Origin of the sequence: Thermococcus sp. GR5 (genome assembly GCF_012027535.1) — an archaeon.
Taxonomy (GTDB): Archaea; Methanobacteriota_B; Thermococci; order Thermococcales; family Thermococcaceae; genus Thermococcus; species Thermococcus onnurineus.
The window spans coordinates 83,193-100,159 of sequence record NZ_SNUN01000003.1; the positions used below are offsets into that span (position 1 = coordinate 83,193).

17 protein-coding genes are annotated in these 16,967 nt (G+C 49.3%); 6 read left to right on the forward strand and 11 right to left on the reverse strand.

Annotated features, from left to right (window positions below; all coding sequences use genetic code 11):
• Window positions 1-20: 20 nt before the first annotated feature.
• Complete coding sequence (gene nikR, locus E3E33_RS03815) at window positions 21-437, reverse strand: nickel-responsive transcriptional regulator NikR (protein ID WP_012571108.1); 417 nt, start codon at window positions 435-437, stop codon at window positions 21-23.
• Between the two features lie 81 nt (window positions 438-518).
• Between nikR and E3E33_RS03820 the strand changes: the two genes are divergently transcribed.
• Entirely contained in the window at window positions 519-965 is a 447-nt protein-coding gene (locus E3E33_RS03820) for a hypothetical protein (protein ID WP_167711100.1), read from the forward strand.
• Here the strand turns inward: E3E33_RS03820 and E3E33_RS03825 are convergent.
• On the reverse strand, window positions 962-1,969 hold the full coding sequence (locus tag E3E33_RS03825) for a TIGR00341 family protein (RefSeq protein WP_012571106.1): 1,008 nt from the start codon (window positions 1,967-1,969) through the stop codon (window positions 962-964). The two genes, E3E33_RS03820 and E3E33_RS03825, sit on opposite strands and share 4 nt — an antisense overlap.
• 571 nt (window positions 1,970-2,540) lie before the next feature.
• Here E3E33_RS03825 and E3E33_RS03830 point away from each other — a divergent pair.
• The gene (locus E3E33_RS03830; protein WP_167711098.1) at window positions 2,541-3,872 is read left to right on the forward strand and encodes a TrpB-like pyridoxal phosphate-dependent enzyme; all 1,332 of its coding nucleotides are present in this window, start codon (window positions 2,541-2,543) and stop codon (window positions 3,870-3,872) included.
• On the opposite strand, the gene E3E33_RS03835 is transcribed toward E3E33_RS03830, so the two are convergent.
• On the reverse strand, window positions 3,869-4,540 hold the full coding sequence (locus E3E33_RS03835) for a Ribonuclease P protein component 3 (RefSeq protein ID WP_167711150.1): 672 nt from the start codon (window positions 4,538-4,540) through the stop codon (window positions 3,869-3,871). The genes E3E33_RS03830 and E3E33_RS03835 overlap by 4 nt on opposite strands.
• Window positions 4,537-4,992: an RNA-binding protein gene (locus E3E33_RS03840; RefSeq protein ID WP_012571103.1), complete on the reverse strand. Its 456-nt coding sequence runs from the start codon at window positions 4,990-4,992 to the stop codon at window positions 4,537-4,539. The genes E3E33_RS03835 and E3E33_RS03840 overlap by 4 nt, the downstream gene beginning before the upstream one ends.
• Before the next feature lie 102 nt (window positions 4,993-5,094).
• On the opposite strand from E3E33_RS03840, the gene E3E33_RS03845 reads away from it, so the two are divergent.
• Both E3E33_RS03845 and E3E33_RS03850 read left to right on the forward strand, forming a co-directional pair.
• The gene (locus E3E33_RS03845; RefSeq protein ID WP_167711096.1) at window positions 5,095-5,325 is read left to right on the forward strand and encodes an AbrB/MazE/SpoVT family DNA-binding domain-containing protein; all 231 of its coding nucleotides are present in this window, start codon (window positions 5,095-5,097) and stop codon (window positions 5,323-5,325) included.
• 1 nt (window position 5,326) lies between these two features.
• Window positions 5,327-5,695: a PIN domain-containing protein gene (locus E3E33_RS03850; protein WP_167711094.1), complete on the forward strand. Its 369-nt coding sequence runs from the start codon at window positions 5,327-5,329 to the stop codon at window positions 5,693-5,695.
• A 115-nt stretch (window positions 5,696-5,810) separates the two neighbouring features.
• Here E3E33_RS03850 and E3E33_RS03855 read toward each other — a convergent pair whose 3' ends face one another.
• From E3E33_RS03855 to E3E33_RS03865, 3 genes are all read right to left on the reverse strand, one after another.
• Window positions 5,811-6,755, reverse strand: a complete 945-nt coding sequence (locus tag E3E33_RS03855; RefSeq protein WP_167711092.1) for a hypothetical protein — start codon at window positions 6,753-6,755, stop codon at window positions 5,811-5,813.
• On the reverse strand, window positions 6,727-7,494 hold the full coding sequence (locus tag E3E33_RS03860; RefSeq protein WP_167711089.1) for a DUF4855 domain-containing protein: 768 nt from the start codon (window positions 7,492-7,494) through the stop codon (window positions 6,727-6,729). The genes E3E33_RS03855 and E3E33_RS03860 overlap by 29 nt, the downstream gene beginning before the upstream one ends.
• Before the next feature lie 205 nt (window positions 7,495-7,699).
• A complete protein-coding gene (locus tag E3E33_RS03865) occupies window positions 7,700-8,284 on the reverse strand; it encodes a 50S ribosomal protein L15e (protein WP_012571102.1) in 585 nt (194 codons plus the stop codon).
• Window positions 8,285-8,411: 127 nt separating this feature from the next.
• Here E3E33_RS03865 and E3E33_RS03870 point away from each other — a divergent pair, with 127 nt between their 5' ends.
• Window positions 8,412-9,482: a Xaa-Pro peptidase family protein gene (locus E3E33_RS03870; protein ID WP_167711148.1), complete on the forward strand. Its 1,071-nt coding sequence runs from the start codon at window positions 8,412-8,414 to the stop codon at window positions 9,480-9,482.
• A gap of 6 nt (window positions 9,483-9,488) precedes the next feature.
• Here the strand turns inward: E3E33_RS03870 and E3E33_RS03875 are convergent, their stop codons facing one another.
• Window positions 9,489-11,579 (reverse strand): hypothetical protein, encoded by a 2,091-nt coding sequence (locus tag E3E33_RS03875; RefSeq protein ID WP_167711087.1) that lies wholly within the window; start codon window positions 11,577-11,579, stop codon window positions 9,489-9,491.
• A gap of 288 nt (window positions 11,580-11,867) precedes the next feature.
• On the opposite strand from E3E33_RS03875, the gene leuS reads away from it, so the two are divergent.
• Window positions 11,868-14,771 carry a leucine--tRNA ligase gene (gene leuS, locus E3E33_RS03880; RefSeq protein ID WP_167711085.1) on the forward strand — a complete coding sequence of 968 codons (2,904 nt, stop codon included), beginning with the start codon at window positions 11,868-11,870 and terminating at the stop codon, window positions 14,769-14,771.
• Window positions 14,772-14,819: 48 nt separating this feature from the next.
• Here the strand turns inward: leuS and E3E33_RS03885 are convergent, their stop codons facing one another.
• The 3 genes from E3E33_RS03885 to E3E33_RS03895 form a co-directional block, all read right to left on the reverse strand.
• Entirely contained in the window at window positions 14,820-15,236 is a 417-nt protein-coding gene (locus E3E33_RS03885) for a hypothetical protein (RefSeq protein ID WP_167711083.1), read from the reverse strand.
• 7 nt (window positions 15,237-15,243) lie between these two features.
• Complete coding sequence (locus tag E3E33_RS03890) at window positions 15,244-16,179, reverse strand: hypothetical protein (RefSeq protein WP_167711081.1); 936 nt, start codon at window positions 16,177-16,179, stop codon at window positions 15,244-15,246.
• Window positions 16,180-16,401: 222 nt separating this feature from the next.
• Window positions 16,402-16,959: a hypothetical protein gene (locus E3E33_RS03895; RefSeq protein WP_167711079.1), complete on the reverse strand. Its 558-nt coding sequence runs from the start codon at window positions 16,957-16,959 to the stop codon at window positions 16,402-16,404.
• Window positions 16,960-16,967: the final 8 nt, after the last annotated feature.

Here is a 16,967-nt window from a genome sequence, read left to right on the forward strand (position 1 = left end):
CCATTCCCTCCGGGATTCAATCACACCAGTTCCCTGCCCGTGGTCGTCATCACAAGCTTTCCGTGTTTAACGCCTTTCAGACTTATGAGCCTCTCGGCGATCTCCTTTATCCTTCCTGCCTTACCCTTGACGACCACAACCTCGAGGCAGTTGTGTTCATCCATGTGAACGTGAAGGCTTGAAACGATTTCATCAACGTAGTCGTGCTGGAGTTCGAGAAGCTCTTTAACAACATCCGCTTCGTCGTGGTTATATACGATGGTTATTGTACCAGCAACTTCCCTGTCCCCCTCCTCCCACTCGTGCCTAACTATAAAGTCCCTCATTAAATCTCTGATCGCCTCGCTCCTGTTGACGTAGCCTTTCTCTTCTATGATTCTGTCAAACTTCTCGAGCAACTCGTCCGGAACAGAGACACCGAAGCGCGTGATCTTCATAACACCACCGTGATATTTTTGAAGTTCATCGTTAAAAACGTGACGCGAAACCCTTTTATCCCCAGATAATGATGGAAAATCATGAGGATAGAGGAGCTTTACACAATAGCGCAGAGGGAGCTTGCGAAGGACCTTGTGTTCGAGATAGAGGATGAGCCTGTTACGCTCTCAATACGGGGAGTCCTGCTTGCGAGAGTCGAATCCAAGAGCTACAACTTTTCGTTCTTCGAGTTGAGTGAGAATGAGTTTGTCCTTGCTGTCCAGATGAAGGGCTTCACCGTTTACCTTGGCATAGAGGCCGACGAGGAACTGGAGGAGGAAGCCTATCCCGAGCTCGTTAGAATCCTGCTCGAACATCTCACACCGCAGATAGCTCTCCTCATAACGAGGGCAGAGAAGGATTACAGAGGCAGAGCAGACTTGCTGCTCGATGACGACATGAGTCCCGAAATGAAGGAGTTCTTCTACAGCCTGCTTGTCAAGCACAGGAAGGGTGAACCTGTCTATGAGCAGACCGAGGTTGCTTAGCCCGGAACCATAAGTTCAAGGAGAACTATCAGGGTTATCATCAACGCTAGGACGAGCATGGTCCTCTTTGTGTAGAGTCTCGCCGCTCTCCTCTCATAGTAGCTCCTCGGCGAGACGTTGAGGATATACAGCCCGAGCAACGAGCCGGTCAGCAGGCCAAGGATATTCTCAAGAGTTAGGATCAGCGAGCCGCTGAAAACATCCCACCAGCCCATGACGAGGGATATTCCAATGACCGTCGTTGGGGGGACGAGGGCGGCAGCAATGGAAACGCCAGCCAGTATCTCGGGTATCTTGCTGACTATAGCCACGATACCCGCGTAGCCGAGTATAACGGCCAGCAGGATGTAAACGAGGCCAGAATTTCCGCGAATCGCTATCTCATAGGTTGGCTGAGGAGGCATAGTTCCAGCCAGCTTGAGAAGGAGCGTCACGATGGCGGCAGAGAGAAATATTACTACCAAGAGCTTAAGGATGGAATAGACGGCATCTAAGGCATCTCTCCCTCTACCCATGACGACGTTGAGAGAGAATCCGTAGAGAGGGCCAAGGATAGGAGAAAGGAGCATGGCAGAGATTATCATCACGATGCTGTCGTTTATCAATCCGAAGAGGGCTATTATGGAAGCGACCGCGCCGAGGGTGAGCTGGATCGGATCAACCGTTGCCTGGTTATTGGCGTCTTCTATGAGATTCTCTATAGCCGCAAGGCTCCAGCGGCGCTTGAACTTCCTGAGCGACTTGAGGGAGTTGGCGTACTTGACGGACTTGCCACTCACCTGTGACCACGTTATCGCCGAGTGCCCTTTTCTAAGGTCGATGACCTTCATGAGCTCGTCTGCAAGGTCGTTTATGATGAAATCCGGGACAAAGGCCACGAACTTGAGGACGCGGTTATCGTTGCCCCTAACCTCTTCCACGTAGAACTGGACGTTCCACTTACCGAGAACCGCGGAAACTTGCTCTTCCTCGGTTTCATCACAGTAGACCTCAAGCCGGAGCATTAGGCATCATATGATATTGTAAGGGGAGGTTAATAACCGTTTCCGCTACGATTGCCCTTGCCGCAATCAGTGCGGTTGGATCCTCACGCGAAAATGCATCCCGTCCATGGAACGGTCTTTCAAGATGTATTTGGCCTCAATATCAAACGGGGCAATCCTATCCAAACCCGGGCGAAAAGTTTTGGCAGGCATGTATCTAGAACATCCCTTCGCAGCCCAGAGCTTGCAAAAATGTCAAAAATCCCAACATATTCGTGGAAATAATTGTCATTTCTCCAGTCAATTTGAAGAAAAACATTTAAGGATTACAATCTTTTGAACTCCGATGCACCATGATGACTAGGAGTGATTGTTTTTGGCGTCTCTGAGGTCCCCCTGAATGTTCGGGTTAGCCTAACAGCTCAAGGGCGGGATCGTTTTTGGCCTGACTGATAGGGGGGCTCGTTTTTGGAGGTTCTAGAAGATTGAGCTTATACTCCTACCCAGCTGGAACTTTCTGCTCTGGGTTAGTCCTCACGCTCATTATTCCCTCACCTTTGGGACTTCTTCCAAAAATCAGGAGGTGGTTTGAATGAAAGCCGTTCTGCCAGATTCCAAAATGCCAAAGAGGTGGTACAACATCCTGCCAGACCTACCGGAGCCTTTGGCACCGCCCCTCGACCCGGAGACGGACGAGCCCATGGAGTCAGAGAAGCTGCTCCGCATCTTCGCATCTGAGTTGGTGAAGCAGGAAATGAGCATGGAGCGATACATCGATATTCCAAAGAAAGTTCGTGAGCTCTACGCTAAAATAGGCCGTCCAACGCCCCTCTTCAGGGCGACGAACCTCGAAAAGGCCCTCAAAACGCCGGCGAGGATATACTTCAAATACGAAGGGGCTACCGTAACGGGCAGCCACAAGATAAACACCGCATTGGCCCAGGCATACTACGCGAAGAAGCAGGGCATCGAGAGGCTCGTAACAGAGACAGGTGCAGGCCAGTGGGGAACTGCCCTGTCTCTGGCAGGGGCACTAATGGGGATAAACGTTCGTGTTTACATGGCTAGGGCCAGCTTTTACCAGAAGCCCTACAGGAAGACTATAATGCGTCTCTACGGTGCCGAAATCTACCCCAGTCCAAGCGACAGGACCGAGATAGGAAGGAAGTTCCTGAGCGAAGACCCAAACCACCCAGGTGGCTTGGGAATAGCGATAAGCGAAGCTATCGAGGACGTTCTAAGGGACGAAAAAGCGCGCTACGCCCTCGGAAGCGTGCTCAACCACGTTTTAATGCACCAGACGGTCATAGGCCTAGAAGCCAAGGAGCAGATGAAGGAGTTTGAGGATCCAGACGTCATAATTGGCTGCGTTGGGGGAGGAAGCAACTTCGCAGGCCTGGCATATCCCTTCGTCAAGGATAGACTAGACGGCAAAGCTGACTACGAGTTCATAGCGGTTGAGCCAAGGGCGGCACCGAGCATGACGCGCGGCGTTTACACCTACGACTACGGCGACTCTGGAGGGCTAACACCGAAGATGAAGATGCACACCCTCGGCCACACCTACTACGTCCCGCCGATACACGCTGGCGGCCTGAGGTACCACGGCCTGGCTCCAACGCTGAGTATTCTGATAAACCACGGGATAGTTAGGCCAGTAGCCTACCATCAGACGGAGATCTTCGAGGCGGCCCGGCTCTTTGCCAGGGCGGAAGGCATAGTCCCAGCACCCGAGAGCGCCCACGCGGTCAAAGCTGCAATAGACAGGGCCCTCAAGGCGAAGGAAGAAGGTAAGGAAGAAGTCATCCTCTTCAACCTCAGCGGCCACGGCCTGCTCGACCTCAAGGGCTACGAGGATTTCCTCGACGGAAAGCTCGAGGACTACGAGCCAGAAGAGCTTCCAGCTTTGAGGGAGGAGGTTTAGCTTTTCCTCCCCAAAATCATCCTTGGATAGAAGTTCAAGCTTGCCTTGGCCTGGGGAATTTCCATGCCAAGCGCTATTCCGAGGCTCATTAAGTCCCTCGGCCCGCGGACTTCCCATCTATTCTCGGCTGAACTTGTGAGGAAGCGCGGGACGTCGTACTTGTTCACCAGCTGCCAGACCTTCATCATGAAACGCAGAGTATGGGCCCTCTCGTAGGGAGAAGCGCTGAGAAGGGGTGATAGGGAAAAGCCTATGGCGACATCCCTTTTGGCCGCTATCCTGGCTAGAACGTGGTCGAAGCCGGGGTCTTTCCTTCCGAGCCACGGGCTTATAAGGGCATCAACGCCGGCCTCTAGAGCGAAGCGGTTGATCCTCATGTCGCCGCCCTGGACGTAGAGGAGAACCTTGAGGTTGCGGCTCTTCACTTCCCTTATTAGGCTCGGCTTTTTCGTGACGATGAGGAGGGCAACCTTCCCGTACCTCTCTTTTAGCTCCTTGATTTCCGCCTTCAGAGCGTCGAAGTCGAGGCTCTTTTCCAGGACGAGCCTTTTGGTGAAAACTACCTCGTCAAACCACCCACTGGCCAGCTCGTAGGCATCCTCACTCCTTACGTCCATCTCAACCCAGTGCTCGCGGGAGAAGGAAGCTTCCTCAGGCTTGGGGGTCATTCCTCCAGCCACTCCTTGACGGCTTTCACCACCGCGTCCTTTCTCATCGGGAATGCTTTGACCTTTATCCTGACCTGGATGACGTCTTCTCCCTCATCAACCTCCGCGTCGCCGAGGTAGGCCCTCTGCTTGTTAAAGCGGACATAGAGCGTCCCTTCCTCGTCAATCTTCTCGTCAAGGTGGTCAAGGAGGTAGGTTTTATCCCGATCGCTCAGGAGCTCCTTGAAGTAGTCAATGAACTTTCTAACCGCCTTGCTCCGCTTTATCTCGACGTTCACGACTTTAATAGGGTTGCCGAAGAAGCCCCGCGTTTCCACTATGTCAAAGAGAACGTCATCGTCGTCAATCTCCTCCGGGATGAAGGTGCCTATAGCCTCAAGAACCTTGTCCTCATCCTCAGTCGCGTGGATGAAGGTGGTCAGCCTGACGTGATGTGCCTTTATCTTTGCCATCGGTCTCACCGGAAAAATTTGAAAGGGACGCTTTAAAAGGTAACCGCAACCTTTGTGGAAAAACCTTAAATAAAATCCCACTAACTAGGTTAGGGTGGGAAAATGCTGGCAAAAGTGGATTCAAAAGGTAGGCTGTACCTCCCCAAGGAGCTCAGGAAAGGCCTCCCAAGAGAAGTTTACCTGGTCAGGGTTGAGGAAGGGATTCTTATAATCCCCAAACCGGAGGATCCTCTGAAAGAACTCGAAGAACTGGGAAAGGATCTGCCAGATACATCCATTGAGGAGCTGAGGAAGGAGATACTGAAAGAAGCCGAGAGGCTCGCGGGTGAGTGAAATGGTCTACGCTGACACCGACTTTTTCCTTGCCCTTTTAAAGCCCAGTGACTGGCTCAAAGAGAGCGCCAGAAAAATCTACGAAAGATACAGGGGCGAGATAACGACATCGGAGGCGACGTTTCTTGAGCTACTGATACTTTCAAAGAAGTTCGACCTTGACCCCGTTAGACTTTTGGCGGCGGTCATGGCGATAATTGGGGAAGAAAACGAGGACTACCTCCGGGCGGCATACTACATGAAGGAGCACGGCCTCAATCCCTTCGATGCTGTTCACGCGGCAAAGTGCGGTGGGACGATAATCAGCTCTGACAAGGCCTTTGACAAGTTGGGAATCAAAAGGATAAAGCTCGAAAGTCGGGAAGAATAGGGAAATCACGTATCCCCTCAAGAGCTTAACTCATCATCCCGCGCATTAACTTTCCTCCTCCACCCTTTCAGCAGGTATCCGATGATGGTTCCAGTTATAAGGCCGATGCCAAGGCTCAATAAAGCCGTCCCGGTGGGAGTTCTGGAAACCAGCGCGTCTCTGTGGAGTTCTTCTGGTAGCAGGTGCGGAGGCCGTACTGAGCTGTGATCTCGGGAAAAACTTTCCCGAGGTTGAGATCCACCCTCACAATGGGAACCGCACTGAGGGAGCCGTTATAGACGAAAATGTATGTCTCGTTTCCCCTAAAAATCGGGATGAACCGGCCGTTCCTGAACATTCCTCCATAGACTGTCCCGTTTGATCTGAAATAGTAGAGCTCTGGAAAGAAGATAATAACGTCGCCGTTGGGCAATTGTACAGCCGAGAGCAAATCCGCAAAGGCAGAAGCGTTGGTTATTGAGATGTGTCTCTCAAAGGATTTTAAGGGCACCCTTACCACAAATCCCCTCCCAGAAGCCTGAGAATATGATGACAGAATGATCGTGCTGTTCTCCAATCTTGCGGAGCCAAAAACCCCAGGAGACGAGGTGGGGATAACCCATGTTGGCCCTATACATCCGTTTTCAATTCTGTAAACCGTTATCGAGGTGTATGTTGAATTGTAAGGATAAGTCCGTGAGAATGGCTTTCCATCTATCCTGAGGAGAGGATAGCCGCCCTGAAGAAGGAGATACCAGGAGCCGTTCGAGTAGAAAGCCCTGTGAAACTTCGATGAAAAGTCTCCCCGCCATATGATGTATGAACTCCTATTGGAGACGTAGAACATGAAGGATTGCCACGGAAATTCGTCCTCGGTGAGATTGGGAGCACTTAGGGTGTCGCTCGGATGGTAGACACCGTATGCAGAGACCTCAATGAAAAAATCATCGTCTCCGGGAACAACTTTGGTAGTGATTTTCACGCCCGAATACGCCGCAGAAACCGATGGAATAGGCAGGAAAAGCGTAAAGATAAAAAAGCCAATGAACACCTTAAAAGACATACCTTTTGCCATGGGCATTACAGTACTCCTCCATCGTTCGTACATTCTGAAGATTAGCGTCATAATAGTAAGCTCTGTGGGGGTAGTTCTTAGTATAATTCACATATGTACATGCCCTTTCTCTATACTCCGCAGCAGTTTCTGGATCATGTGATCTAACTCTCCCATCACATTCCATTTCCATAAAGATATTGCTCAGATTGTTCTCCTCTTTGAGTTCCTCAATTTGATTAAATACAACGTTAAAATCCTGCAGTGTTCTAGTTGTTCCTTGATAGTAATTAGGTTGAATAAACACATACGTAAAGTACTTAGCTAGAAGCCCAATATTTGTTTTTGTAATATCACTGATATGATCAGGATAAGAATAATGGAAATATGGTATCCAAATGAATTGTTGCCACTTATCTTTGATGTAGTTAGAAATCTCCTGGATGTCCTCCTCATAGACAATTCCATCACTAACCTGCCAGGGATATTCGAGATACCAATAGAAGCCCACTTGGTAACCTCCAGTGCTGTTGTACACCCCCTTAACCCATCCTTTCCAATATTGAATTCCTCTGACTCCTCTGGTTCTACTTTCGTCAATAAGAACTGGAATTACAACTAGATAGTCTATGCCCCTCAGTACGGAATCAAGCCACTTTCCAAGGGACCTTCCATCGCGGTATCCATCATTGTAGGAATACCCACTAAAAGGAATATTGCCATACTTTAAGACTTCCGGAGGAAGGAAATGCTTCGTAGTTCCCATTTTGAGGCTTAAAATACCACAATCCATATCTTGCCATAATTTATCACCTCAGTTCATATTAAAATTTTATAATATTTAAGCTTTTCTATCTTCCCGAATGATTAACATGAATATTCTAACTTTGTTGAATAGTACAAATTAATAGCAAAGAAACAGTTCGATCAGAATAGACTAACAAAACTTAGAATAGAAAGGAACCAAGGGATCACTTGGTCTTGCCCTTGTTGGCCCTCACACTGGGCCTGACCTTCTCGGCGCCCTTGCCCTTGTTCCTCAGGCCGCGGCTCTTCCTGCCGGCGCTGGTAAGGCCGCGGAAGACCCTGCCCTTGTGGGCCTTGCCGGCGATCCAGGCGATCTTCGGGTCGCTCTTTATGACCGGGTGGTGAGGGTCGACCATGATGACCTCGAACCACTTGTACATACCGTCCTCGCCGACCCAGTAGGAGTTGAGGACCTCAAGGTTCGGGAACTTGCGAGCGGCCTTCTCCTCGGCAATCCACTGAAGGCTCTTCTTGGGTGAGTACTTGACCATACCCATCTTGGAGGGCTTCCTACCACCCTTCCACCTGGGCCTCTTCCTTCCGCCGCGCCTGACGCGAACGCGAACAATGACGTAGCCCTGCTTGGCCTGGTAGCCGAGGCTCCTGGCCCTGTCGAGCCTGGTCGGCCTCTCAACGCGAACGACGACCGGCTCGCGGCGCCACTTTATCATCCTCTTTTTGAGAAGCTGCCCGACGTAGCTCTTCTTCGGGCTCTTCCAGGCTTCCCTAATGTACTTGTACATTCCCATCTTGCTCCCTCCTTCCTCGTTTGTGGTTCTCCCTTACGGGAACATCCCGCGGGTTTGCCCCGCCTAGTCGGGCGAAGTTCGAGATTAGGTTTTTAAAAGTTGCGGAGTAGTCGAAGCGGTGAAAACCATGCGCCTCAACAAGCTCACTTCTCTGCTCAAGGAAAAAGCCTTCGACGGGGCGCTGATAAGCCCCGGAACGAACCTCTACTACCTAACGAGCCTCCACATCCACGAAGCGGGAGAGAGACTGACGGTTCTGGTCGTCAATTCGAACGGTGAGTACCACCTTTTAGCGCCAAGCCTCTACGAGAACGTCATCAGGGATTTCCCTGTTACCTTCTGGCGTGATGGAGAGAATCCCTACGGGAAGCTCGCCGAAATCCTAAAGGAACTCGACCTATCATCTGGCAGGATCCTTGTGGAGAACACGATGAGGGCAGACTGGCTGATAGGTATTCTCAAGCTTGGAAGCTTCGAGTCCCATCCGTTAAGTATTCTGATGCGAGAGCTTAGAATGAGAAAAGACGCCGAGGAAATTAGACTCATGGAGAAGGCAGCAAAGATCGTCGATGAGGTCTTCGAGGAGATAATCGGCATGAACTTAATCGGAATGCGCGAGAAAGACCTTGCCCTGAAGATTGAGCTCCTCATAAGGGAGCGCTCCGACGGGATATCCTTCGAGCCAATAGTTGCCAGTGGTGAGAATGGGGCAAATCCCCACCACGCGCCCGGCGAGAGGAAACTGAGGAAGGGAGACCTCGTTATCCTCGACTACGGCGCCAGGTGGGAGGGCTATTGCTCCGACATAACGAGGACTATCGCGTTAGGAAAGCCAGACGAGAAGCTCTTGGAGATTTATGAGATCGTCAAGAACGCCCAGGAGAGCGCCTTCCAGACCGTCCGCGAGGGCATAAAGGCGAAGGAGGTTGACAAAGCGGTAAGGGACTACATAGCGGAAGCGGGCTATGGCGAGTACTTCACTCACAGAACTGGCCATGGACTTGGCTTAGACGTCCACGAGGAGCCATACATCGGGCCGGACGGCGAGGTAATCCTCAAGAACGGCATGACCTTCACGATAGAGCCGGGCATCTACGTGCCGGGCCTGGGGGGAGTTAGAATAGAGGACGATGTGGTCGTTGAGGGCGGAAAGGGAAGAAGGTTGACGAAGGCACCGAGGGAGCTGATAATCGTGTGAGCTCCCTCATAAACCCTCAATCTTTTCGTCAAAGTGCACGATTCCCTTGTGTATCGTGAAAGTAACCCTATGTGTTTTGATGAACTCTTCGAGGTCCGGGTTCTTCTTTCTCCATTCTTTGTATCTATCGTTGGAGATTATATACGCGTCAATGTCAAGGGCGTATTTTATTATGTACTCATCTGCCTGCACTTCGGCAGGCATTAACTTCACAATCTTGGATACAATCAGCTTCTCCAGTAATCCCCTGTCCTCTACTTGATACTTTAGACTGGCATCCACAAAGACGTATATTTCTGAGTACCCGAGTTCCTTCAGCTTCTCGACGACGAGTTCAATGTTCTTTGCTAATGCCCTTTCCCCGCCCCTTTTATCCCTGCCTTCCCATGCCACGTTGCTTCCATCAACAATGACAGGGGGCAGTTTCGGTACGAACAACTTGCTCTCAGGATCGTAGGTTCCGAGTTCATCGTGCCTTTTTAACAGAGTGATGAGGTATTTTTCCAGCTCTTCCTTACTGGTGAAGGTTCTGTAATTCCTGCTTTTTCTACCAAGGTGATACCACAGTGATTCCCTGCTAAAATATGTGTACTCGCACTCCTTTAGCCATCTCCACAGGCTGTCCAAGTCAATCTTCCGTTTCTTCTGCTGGAGCGTACGGAGCAACCTAAAGACCAAGGCATCTCCGTAGGTCCTAAGTTTGTAGGTTTCCTTGAGTTTCTTAAGCTCCTCATAATCAGCATAAATCTCCTGTATCAATTCCTGTCTCTTGGAATGACCCAATCCTTTGGAAATCCACAACTCCAGTATGCTCTTGAACTTGCCCTTCTTAGCGGCAAGGTACTCCTCTCGTTTCAGGGTTCCAAGTTTAAGGGACTCAAAAAACTCTCCAAATGACTCAAAGCCGTTATCAACGGCATATCTATAAAGCTCAGCCTCGGTTGAGATCCCTAGATCCTTAAGCGTCAGCTTCTTCCACTCACCAATTCTCCCCGATTTTATCTTGCACTCTTCACCAAGGTTTAAATTGGGAGTTCCTGAAACTTTGTAGGTTGTTTCAAATATGGTGAAGGGCTCGATAGACCGTAACTTATTAAGGGAACCAATGAAACCTCTTTTCTGGGCATCTAAGTATTCACGCCTATTCCTGTACCCTCTAGAAGTTGCATCTTTGTACTCGTCTTCACTTAAAAATCCTCCAGGCAGAATCCGCACAAACAACTTGGCTTTCTCATCGTACTTTCCAAACTTCCGTATAATCTTCGACGAGACCAGATACTCCTCAAGTGATTTTGGGCTGATCAGGATTTCCGGTTCTCCGTACCAGTTTGTATTCCGATTCCATATGTTGTATCTCCTCAATACCTTTGTCCTTTCAGAATGCAGACGATTCCAAAGAGACAGAAGTGAAGCCCTCTCACCAACAGGCATGTCGCATATAATTTTAATGAGATGAGCCTCTTCTATCGTTTTCAAAGAGTACTTTTCATTTATCAGGCTGAGTTCCTTAAATAGGTCGTATTCCCACTTGGAGGGAATATTAAGCCGCCTAGCTTCGTCGTACTCATCAAATCTAGTGAACCCTCCCTCAATTGCATCAAAATATTCGGATGCGCCTGCGAATCCTCCCGATAAGGCTTTTCTGAATGATTCACCATCAAGGAAACCAAGCTTCAGGGCGTCCACGAATTCATTAAAATCTTCAAATCCGCTGTCCATTGCATAATAGAACAATTCACCTTCAGAGTTAAACTTCAGAGTCACCTGTTTCCCCTCTTTGTTATATCCGCGTATTATTATCTTCACATAGTCGATATCAACTTTCTCCCCAATGGACTCAATAGATTTTAGATTTTCCGATGCATCCCAAAACCCGAGCTTCACCGACAGCTCCAAATCCCTAAACGTCTTGTATCCTCTCCTTCTGAGTGCATAAAACTTGTTGCCGTCCCAGAAGTAGAAATATCTGTTAGATGCATACATAACGTCCGGTTTGTATTTATTTAAGAGAGACTTATAATCCTCATACTTTCTGACCACGATGACGGGACCACCCTCAATGTCATCAACATAAACTAACTCAGGATTCCCCGGCATATCTCAATCACCCAAACAAGTTTAGATGGGAAACTAAAATCTGCGGATACTTTGCTACAACTTGCTTAAATAATTTGCCATGCCGAGCTGAAAGTGGACAAAAAGTCTGTCCGCTTTTGAATGTCCAAAAACCTTAAATACTCAAAACCGTTATTTGGTGCGATGCCTATGAGGGGGGAGTGTCTTCTCCACCGTTCAAATCGCATCGATAACTGATTTCCCCGATAACCCCCCCTATTCTGGACTACCGTTCAAGCTCTTTTGGAAAAACTTTGAGGAGGTATGAGCATGGCTGAGCTTAACTTCAAGGCCATTGAGGAGAAGTGGCAGAAGCGCTGGATGGAAGATAGGGTCTTTGAACCCGATAGAAATGCCAAACCCAAGGAGAAGAAGTTCTACATAACGGTCGCTTTTCCATACCTCTCAGGCCACCTTCACGTTGGCCACGCGAGAACATATACGATTCCCGACGTCATAGCGCGCTTTAAGAGGATGCAGGGCTACAACGTGCTGTTCCCCATGGCATGGCACATCACGGGAGCCCCGATAGTCGGAATCGCTGAGCGCATAAAGAACCGCGACCCCAAAACCATCCACATTTACCGCGACGTCTACAAGGTGCCCGAGGAGATACTGTGGAAGTTCGAGGACCCAAAGGAGATAGTCAAGTACTTCATGAAGGCCGCGAGGGAGACCTTCATAAGGGCCGGCTTCTCCGTTGACTGGAGCAGGGAGTTCCACACCACCAGTCTGTTCCCGCCCTTCAGTAAGTTCATCGAGTGGCAGTTCTGGACGCTCAAAGACATGGGACTGGTCGTTAAGGGCGCCCACAGGGTTAGATGGGATCCCGTTGTTGGCACCCCGCTCGGCGACCACGACATAATGGAGGGCGAGGACGTTCAGATACTGGAGTACGTCATCATCAAATTTATCCTGGAGGAGAACGGCGAGGAAATATACATGCCGGCCGCTACGCTGAGGCCGGAGACGGTCTATGGCGTAACCAACATGTGGCTGAATCCAGAGGCGATCTACGTCAAAGCAAAGGTCAGGCGCGGCGATAGGGAAGAGACCTGGATAATCAGCAAGGAGGCAGCTTACAAGCTCTCCTTCCAGGACAGGGAAATTGAGGTCATCAAGGAGTTCAAGGGCGAGAGACTCATTGGTAAGTACGTGAAGAACCCCGTAACGGGCGACGAGGTCATAATCCTGCCGGCTGAGTTCGTTGACCCTGACAACGCGACCGGAGTTGTTATGAGCGTTCCTGCTCATGCTCCCTTCGACCACGTGGCTTTAGAGGATTTAAAGAAGGAAACCGAGATACTGCTGAAGTACGACATCGACCCGCGTGTGGTTGAGGAGATAAGCTACATCTCGCTGATAAAGCTTGAGGGCTACGGCGAGTTCCCGGCGGTTGAGGAAGTTGAGAAGCTCGGTGTAAAGAGCCAGAAGGACGAGGAAAAGCTCGAGGAAGCCACCAAGAACATCTACAAGGCAGAGTACCACAAGGGAGTCTTCAAGATTGAGCCCTACGCAGGCAAGCCCGTTCAGGAGGTTAAGGACCTAATAGCGAAGGAGCTCCAGGAGAAGGGCATCGCCGAGATAATGTACGAGTTCGCCGAGAAGCCGGTCATTTCAAGGTTCGGCAACCAGGCGGTCATCAAGATAATCCACGACCAGTGGTTCATCGACTACGGAAACCCCGAGTGGAAGGAAAAGGCGAGGGAAGCTCTAGCCAACATGACGATTTACCCAGAGAGCAGGCGCACACAGTTCGAGGCGGTAATAGACTGGCTCGACAAGAAGGCCTGCGCGAGGAAAGTTGGTCTTGGAACACCACTTCCATGGGATCCGGAGTGGGTAATCGAGAGCCTGAGCGACTCGACCATCTACATGGCCTACTACACCATAAGCAGGCACATCAACAAGCTGAGAGAAGAGGGCAGGCTCGACCCTGAGAAGCTCGACAGGGAGTTCTTCGACTACCTGTTCGGGGAGGAGTTCAGCGAAGAGAGGGAGAAGGAGCTGGCTGAGAAAACGGGCATTCCGGCAGAGATAATCCACGAGATGAAGGAGGAGTTCGAGTACTGGTATCCGCTTGACTGGCGTTGCTCGGCGAAAGACTTAATCCCGAACCACCTGACGTTCTTCATCTTCAACCACGTGGCGATATTCAGGAAGGGGCACTGGCCGAGGGGCATAGCCGTAAACGGCTTCGGAACGCTTGAGGGCCAGAAGATGAGCAAGAGCAAGGGCAACGTGCTGAACTTCATCGACGCCATCGAGGAGAACGGCGCAGACGTTGTGAGACTCTACATAATGGGTTTGGCTGAACACGACAGCGACTTCGACTGGCGCAGGAAGGAGGTCGGCAAGCTCAGGAAGCAGGTCGAGAGGTTCTACGAGCTGGTGAGCGAGTTCGCGAGCTATGAGGCCAAAGAGGGCGTCGAGCTGAAGGACATCGACAGGTGGATGCTGCACCGCCTGAACAAGGCCATTGAAGGAGCCACCAAGGGCCTGGAGGAGTTCAGGACGAGAACGGCCGTGCAGTGGGCGTTTTATTCAGTCCTGAACGACCTGCGCTGGTATCTAAGGAGAACCGAGGGAAGGGACGACGAGGCAAAGCGCTACGTCCTGAGAACCCTCGCCGACGTATGGGTCAGGCTCATGGCCCCGTTCACACCGCACATCAGCGAGGAGCTCTGGGAGAAGCTCGGCGGAGAGGGCTTCGTGAGCTTGGCGAAGTGGCCCGAGCCTAACCCGGCCTGGTGGAACGAGACCATCGAACTGGAGGAGGAGTACGTCAAGAACCTCATCGAGGACATCAAGGAGATAATCCGCGTTGCGAAGATAGAGGACGCAAAGAGGGCATACATCTACACGGCTCCAGAGTGGAAGTGGCGCGTTGCTGAGGCCGTCGCTGAAAAGAGGGACTTCAAGGCAGCCATGTCCGAGCTCATGAAGGACCCGGAGATGAGGAAGCACGGCAAGGAGATAAGCAAGATGATACAGCGCCTGATAAAGGACAGAGCCTTTGAGATCAAGCGCATCGACGAGGAAAAGGCCCTGAGAGAAGCCAAGGACTTCATCGAGAAGGAGCTTGGCTTGGAGATAATCATCAACCCAGAGGAGGACAAGGGCGGAAAGAAAAAGGCCGCGATGCCGATGAAGCCGGCGGTGTTCGTGGAGTGAAATTTTATTTTTCTTCTGAAACCTTTACCCTTCAGGGCGGAGAAGAGGTCACCTATCTTTTTCCCATCTAACACCGGGGGTCAATAGCTCATCTTGAAGAATTGATATCTCTGTCAGGTAGTTAGTAAGATTACAGGAGACTTGGTACTCTATAAACAGTCTCGTGATGTTCTGTTCAGGAGAGAGAAGAAATCTAAAAGTATTTTTACCTTGTGTAACCTGTTTCCTAAGACAAGAAGGCGATATACTGGCATTCATTGGGTTTACACATATTTCACAAGTTCCGCTGAGCTTTGAAATTATATTGACCTCAAACTCATTTTGGGAGGGAGTTACATAAACTGTATCATACGGGGAGTTACCGTTGATAAGAACTTTTGTCTCGATGGGATTTTCAACAGTAATCCATTGAGAAGCTATAAAAAGAAAGATAAGAACAAAAAGGGAGACAATGATTTTTTTCATTTCCAAGTCACCCCTTTAGAACTCCGTCTGGGTCTATTTTAAACGATACGTAATCAGATTTTTCCCATTCATCTCCCAAATGTGTTTGATAACTAACACTAACATACTTATATCCAACAGTAACGCTAAGATCTCCCCCTATTCCGTAGGTATGAACATAGGTCATTGACACTCTTGTCCATCTTCCAGACACTGATGGAGTTTTTGGTACAAAATATAGTCTTACGTATCCAGAGTGGAGACTATCTGGTGTATAATATGCTATTGCTCCGAGATCGGATCCTGCTCTTCTCATTTCTGGGGAGGCATACACGTCTTTAAACAATATTAAATCATCCGCCTCGTCCCATTTGTAGTAGACTACATCATCAGATCCTCTATAAAGAGTACCCTCGAGTTCTTTCCATAAATAATTTCCCCATATCATAACGTAATACGGCATCTCCGGATCGTTTTGGTAAAAGTGAGCACCTCCAACATCCAACAGTAAATCGTTGTAATCTCCGCTCATTGGCTGGATAGGAGGTTTTTTAATTGGAACTACACGATCTCCTAAGAATTGGGCTAGTTTTATGATAACTTCCGGATTGCCCCCACTCCTTGAGGCTACAAACTCCATCAATTGTATCTTTTTTATAAATCTTAGTATGCTAGATTCTGAGGTTGCTAACCCCAGAGTTTTTAGTTCCTTGACTTGTTTGATGTCTTCAGGTGTTATTCTCTGAATCGTAAGAAGATCCAGATAACTCACAGGCACGCTTAGATTGTTATTGAGAAAGCCATGTAACTTTGCTATCGATCTCTGGTTTTCATAACTAGCAATGTCAACTGAGTCGAAGCAAGATCCCGTTACTTTAGCGGACAGAGCACTCCCCGCAGTCGTTCCGACCATCAGCAGTCCCAGTAGGACTGCAAGCAGGGACCTCCACTTCATTGAGCTCATCTCCGATAATGTTTTGCAAAATGATTATGAACTTGTATGTTTATAAACTTTTCTTTTTTTTAAAGTAAATTTAAAACAATTGTAAAGAATTACTATTGACACGGACATGATAACCAGAGAAAACCGAGATAACAATTCAGAGCCTTATAAAGCACGTAAACAGGAGTAAATACCGCTGAAGCCGGCGGTGTTTGTGGAGTGAGTTCGAGATTATTTCCTCCTCTATTTTTTCTGCGTTCTGTTTGCCTCCTGAAGTAACCTCCGGCATTCTTTATTCATATCACTCAATCCTTGGATGATGTTCCCATAGGTCGGAGGGTACACACGGGTGAAGTTTATTATTGTATCGAGGCCGTTAGAGGCAAGAAGAACGTCCTCGTGAGTCATGTTCTCGCTTTGGACTGTGTAGTACACCACTTCGAGAAGCTCCACACAGTCCCCACCGGAAGGAGAAAGGCTGTCATTTTCATACCCCAACCAGGCACCCAAGTGATCGACATCCCTTTCCAGCCTCGAAAGCGAATATTTTGTATTGTTCAATTCAATGAGCAAGGCAAGTTTGGATTCAGTACCGGGAGGAGTGTCCATAAGGGCATTCGTTAGTTTTGCATGACGCCTTAACTCGAAAATTTCATGTATAAGTTGAGAGGTTACTAGGGTTTCTTTTATGCCTCTTTGTTCTTCTCTCAAACGCTCGTTTTCATGTGAAACTGACCAAAGCTGGACGATCAAAAGAAAAATAATGAGGAGATACAGGGCATCTTTTGCTCCCAGCCTCATAGTATCAC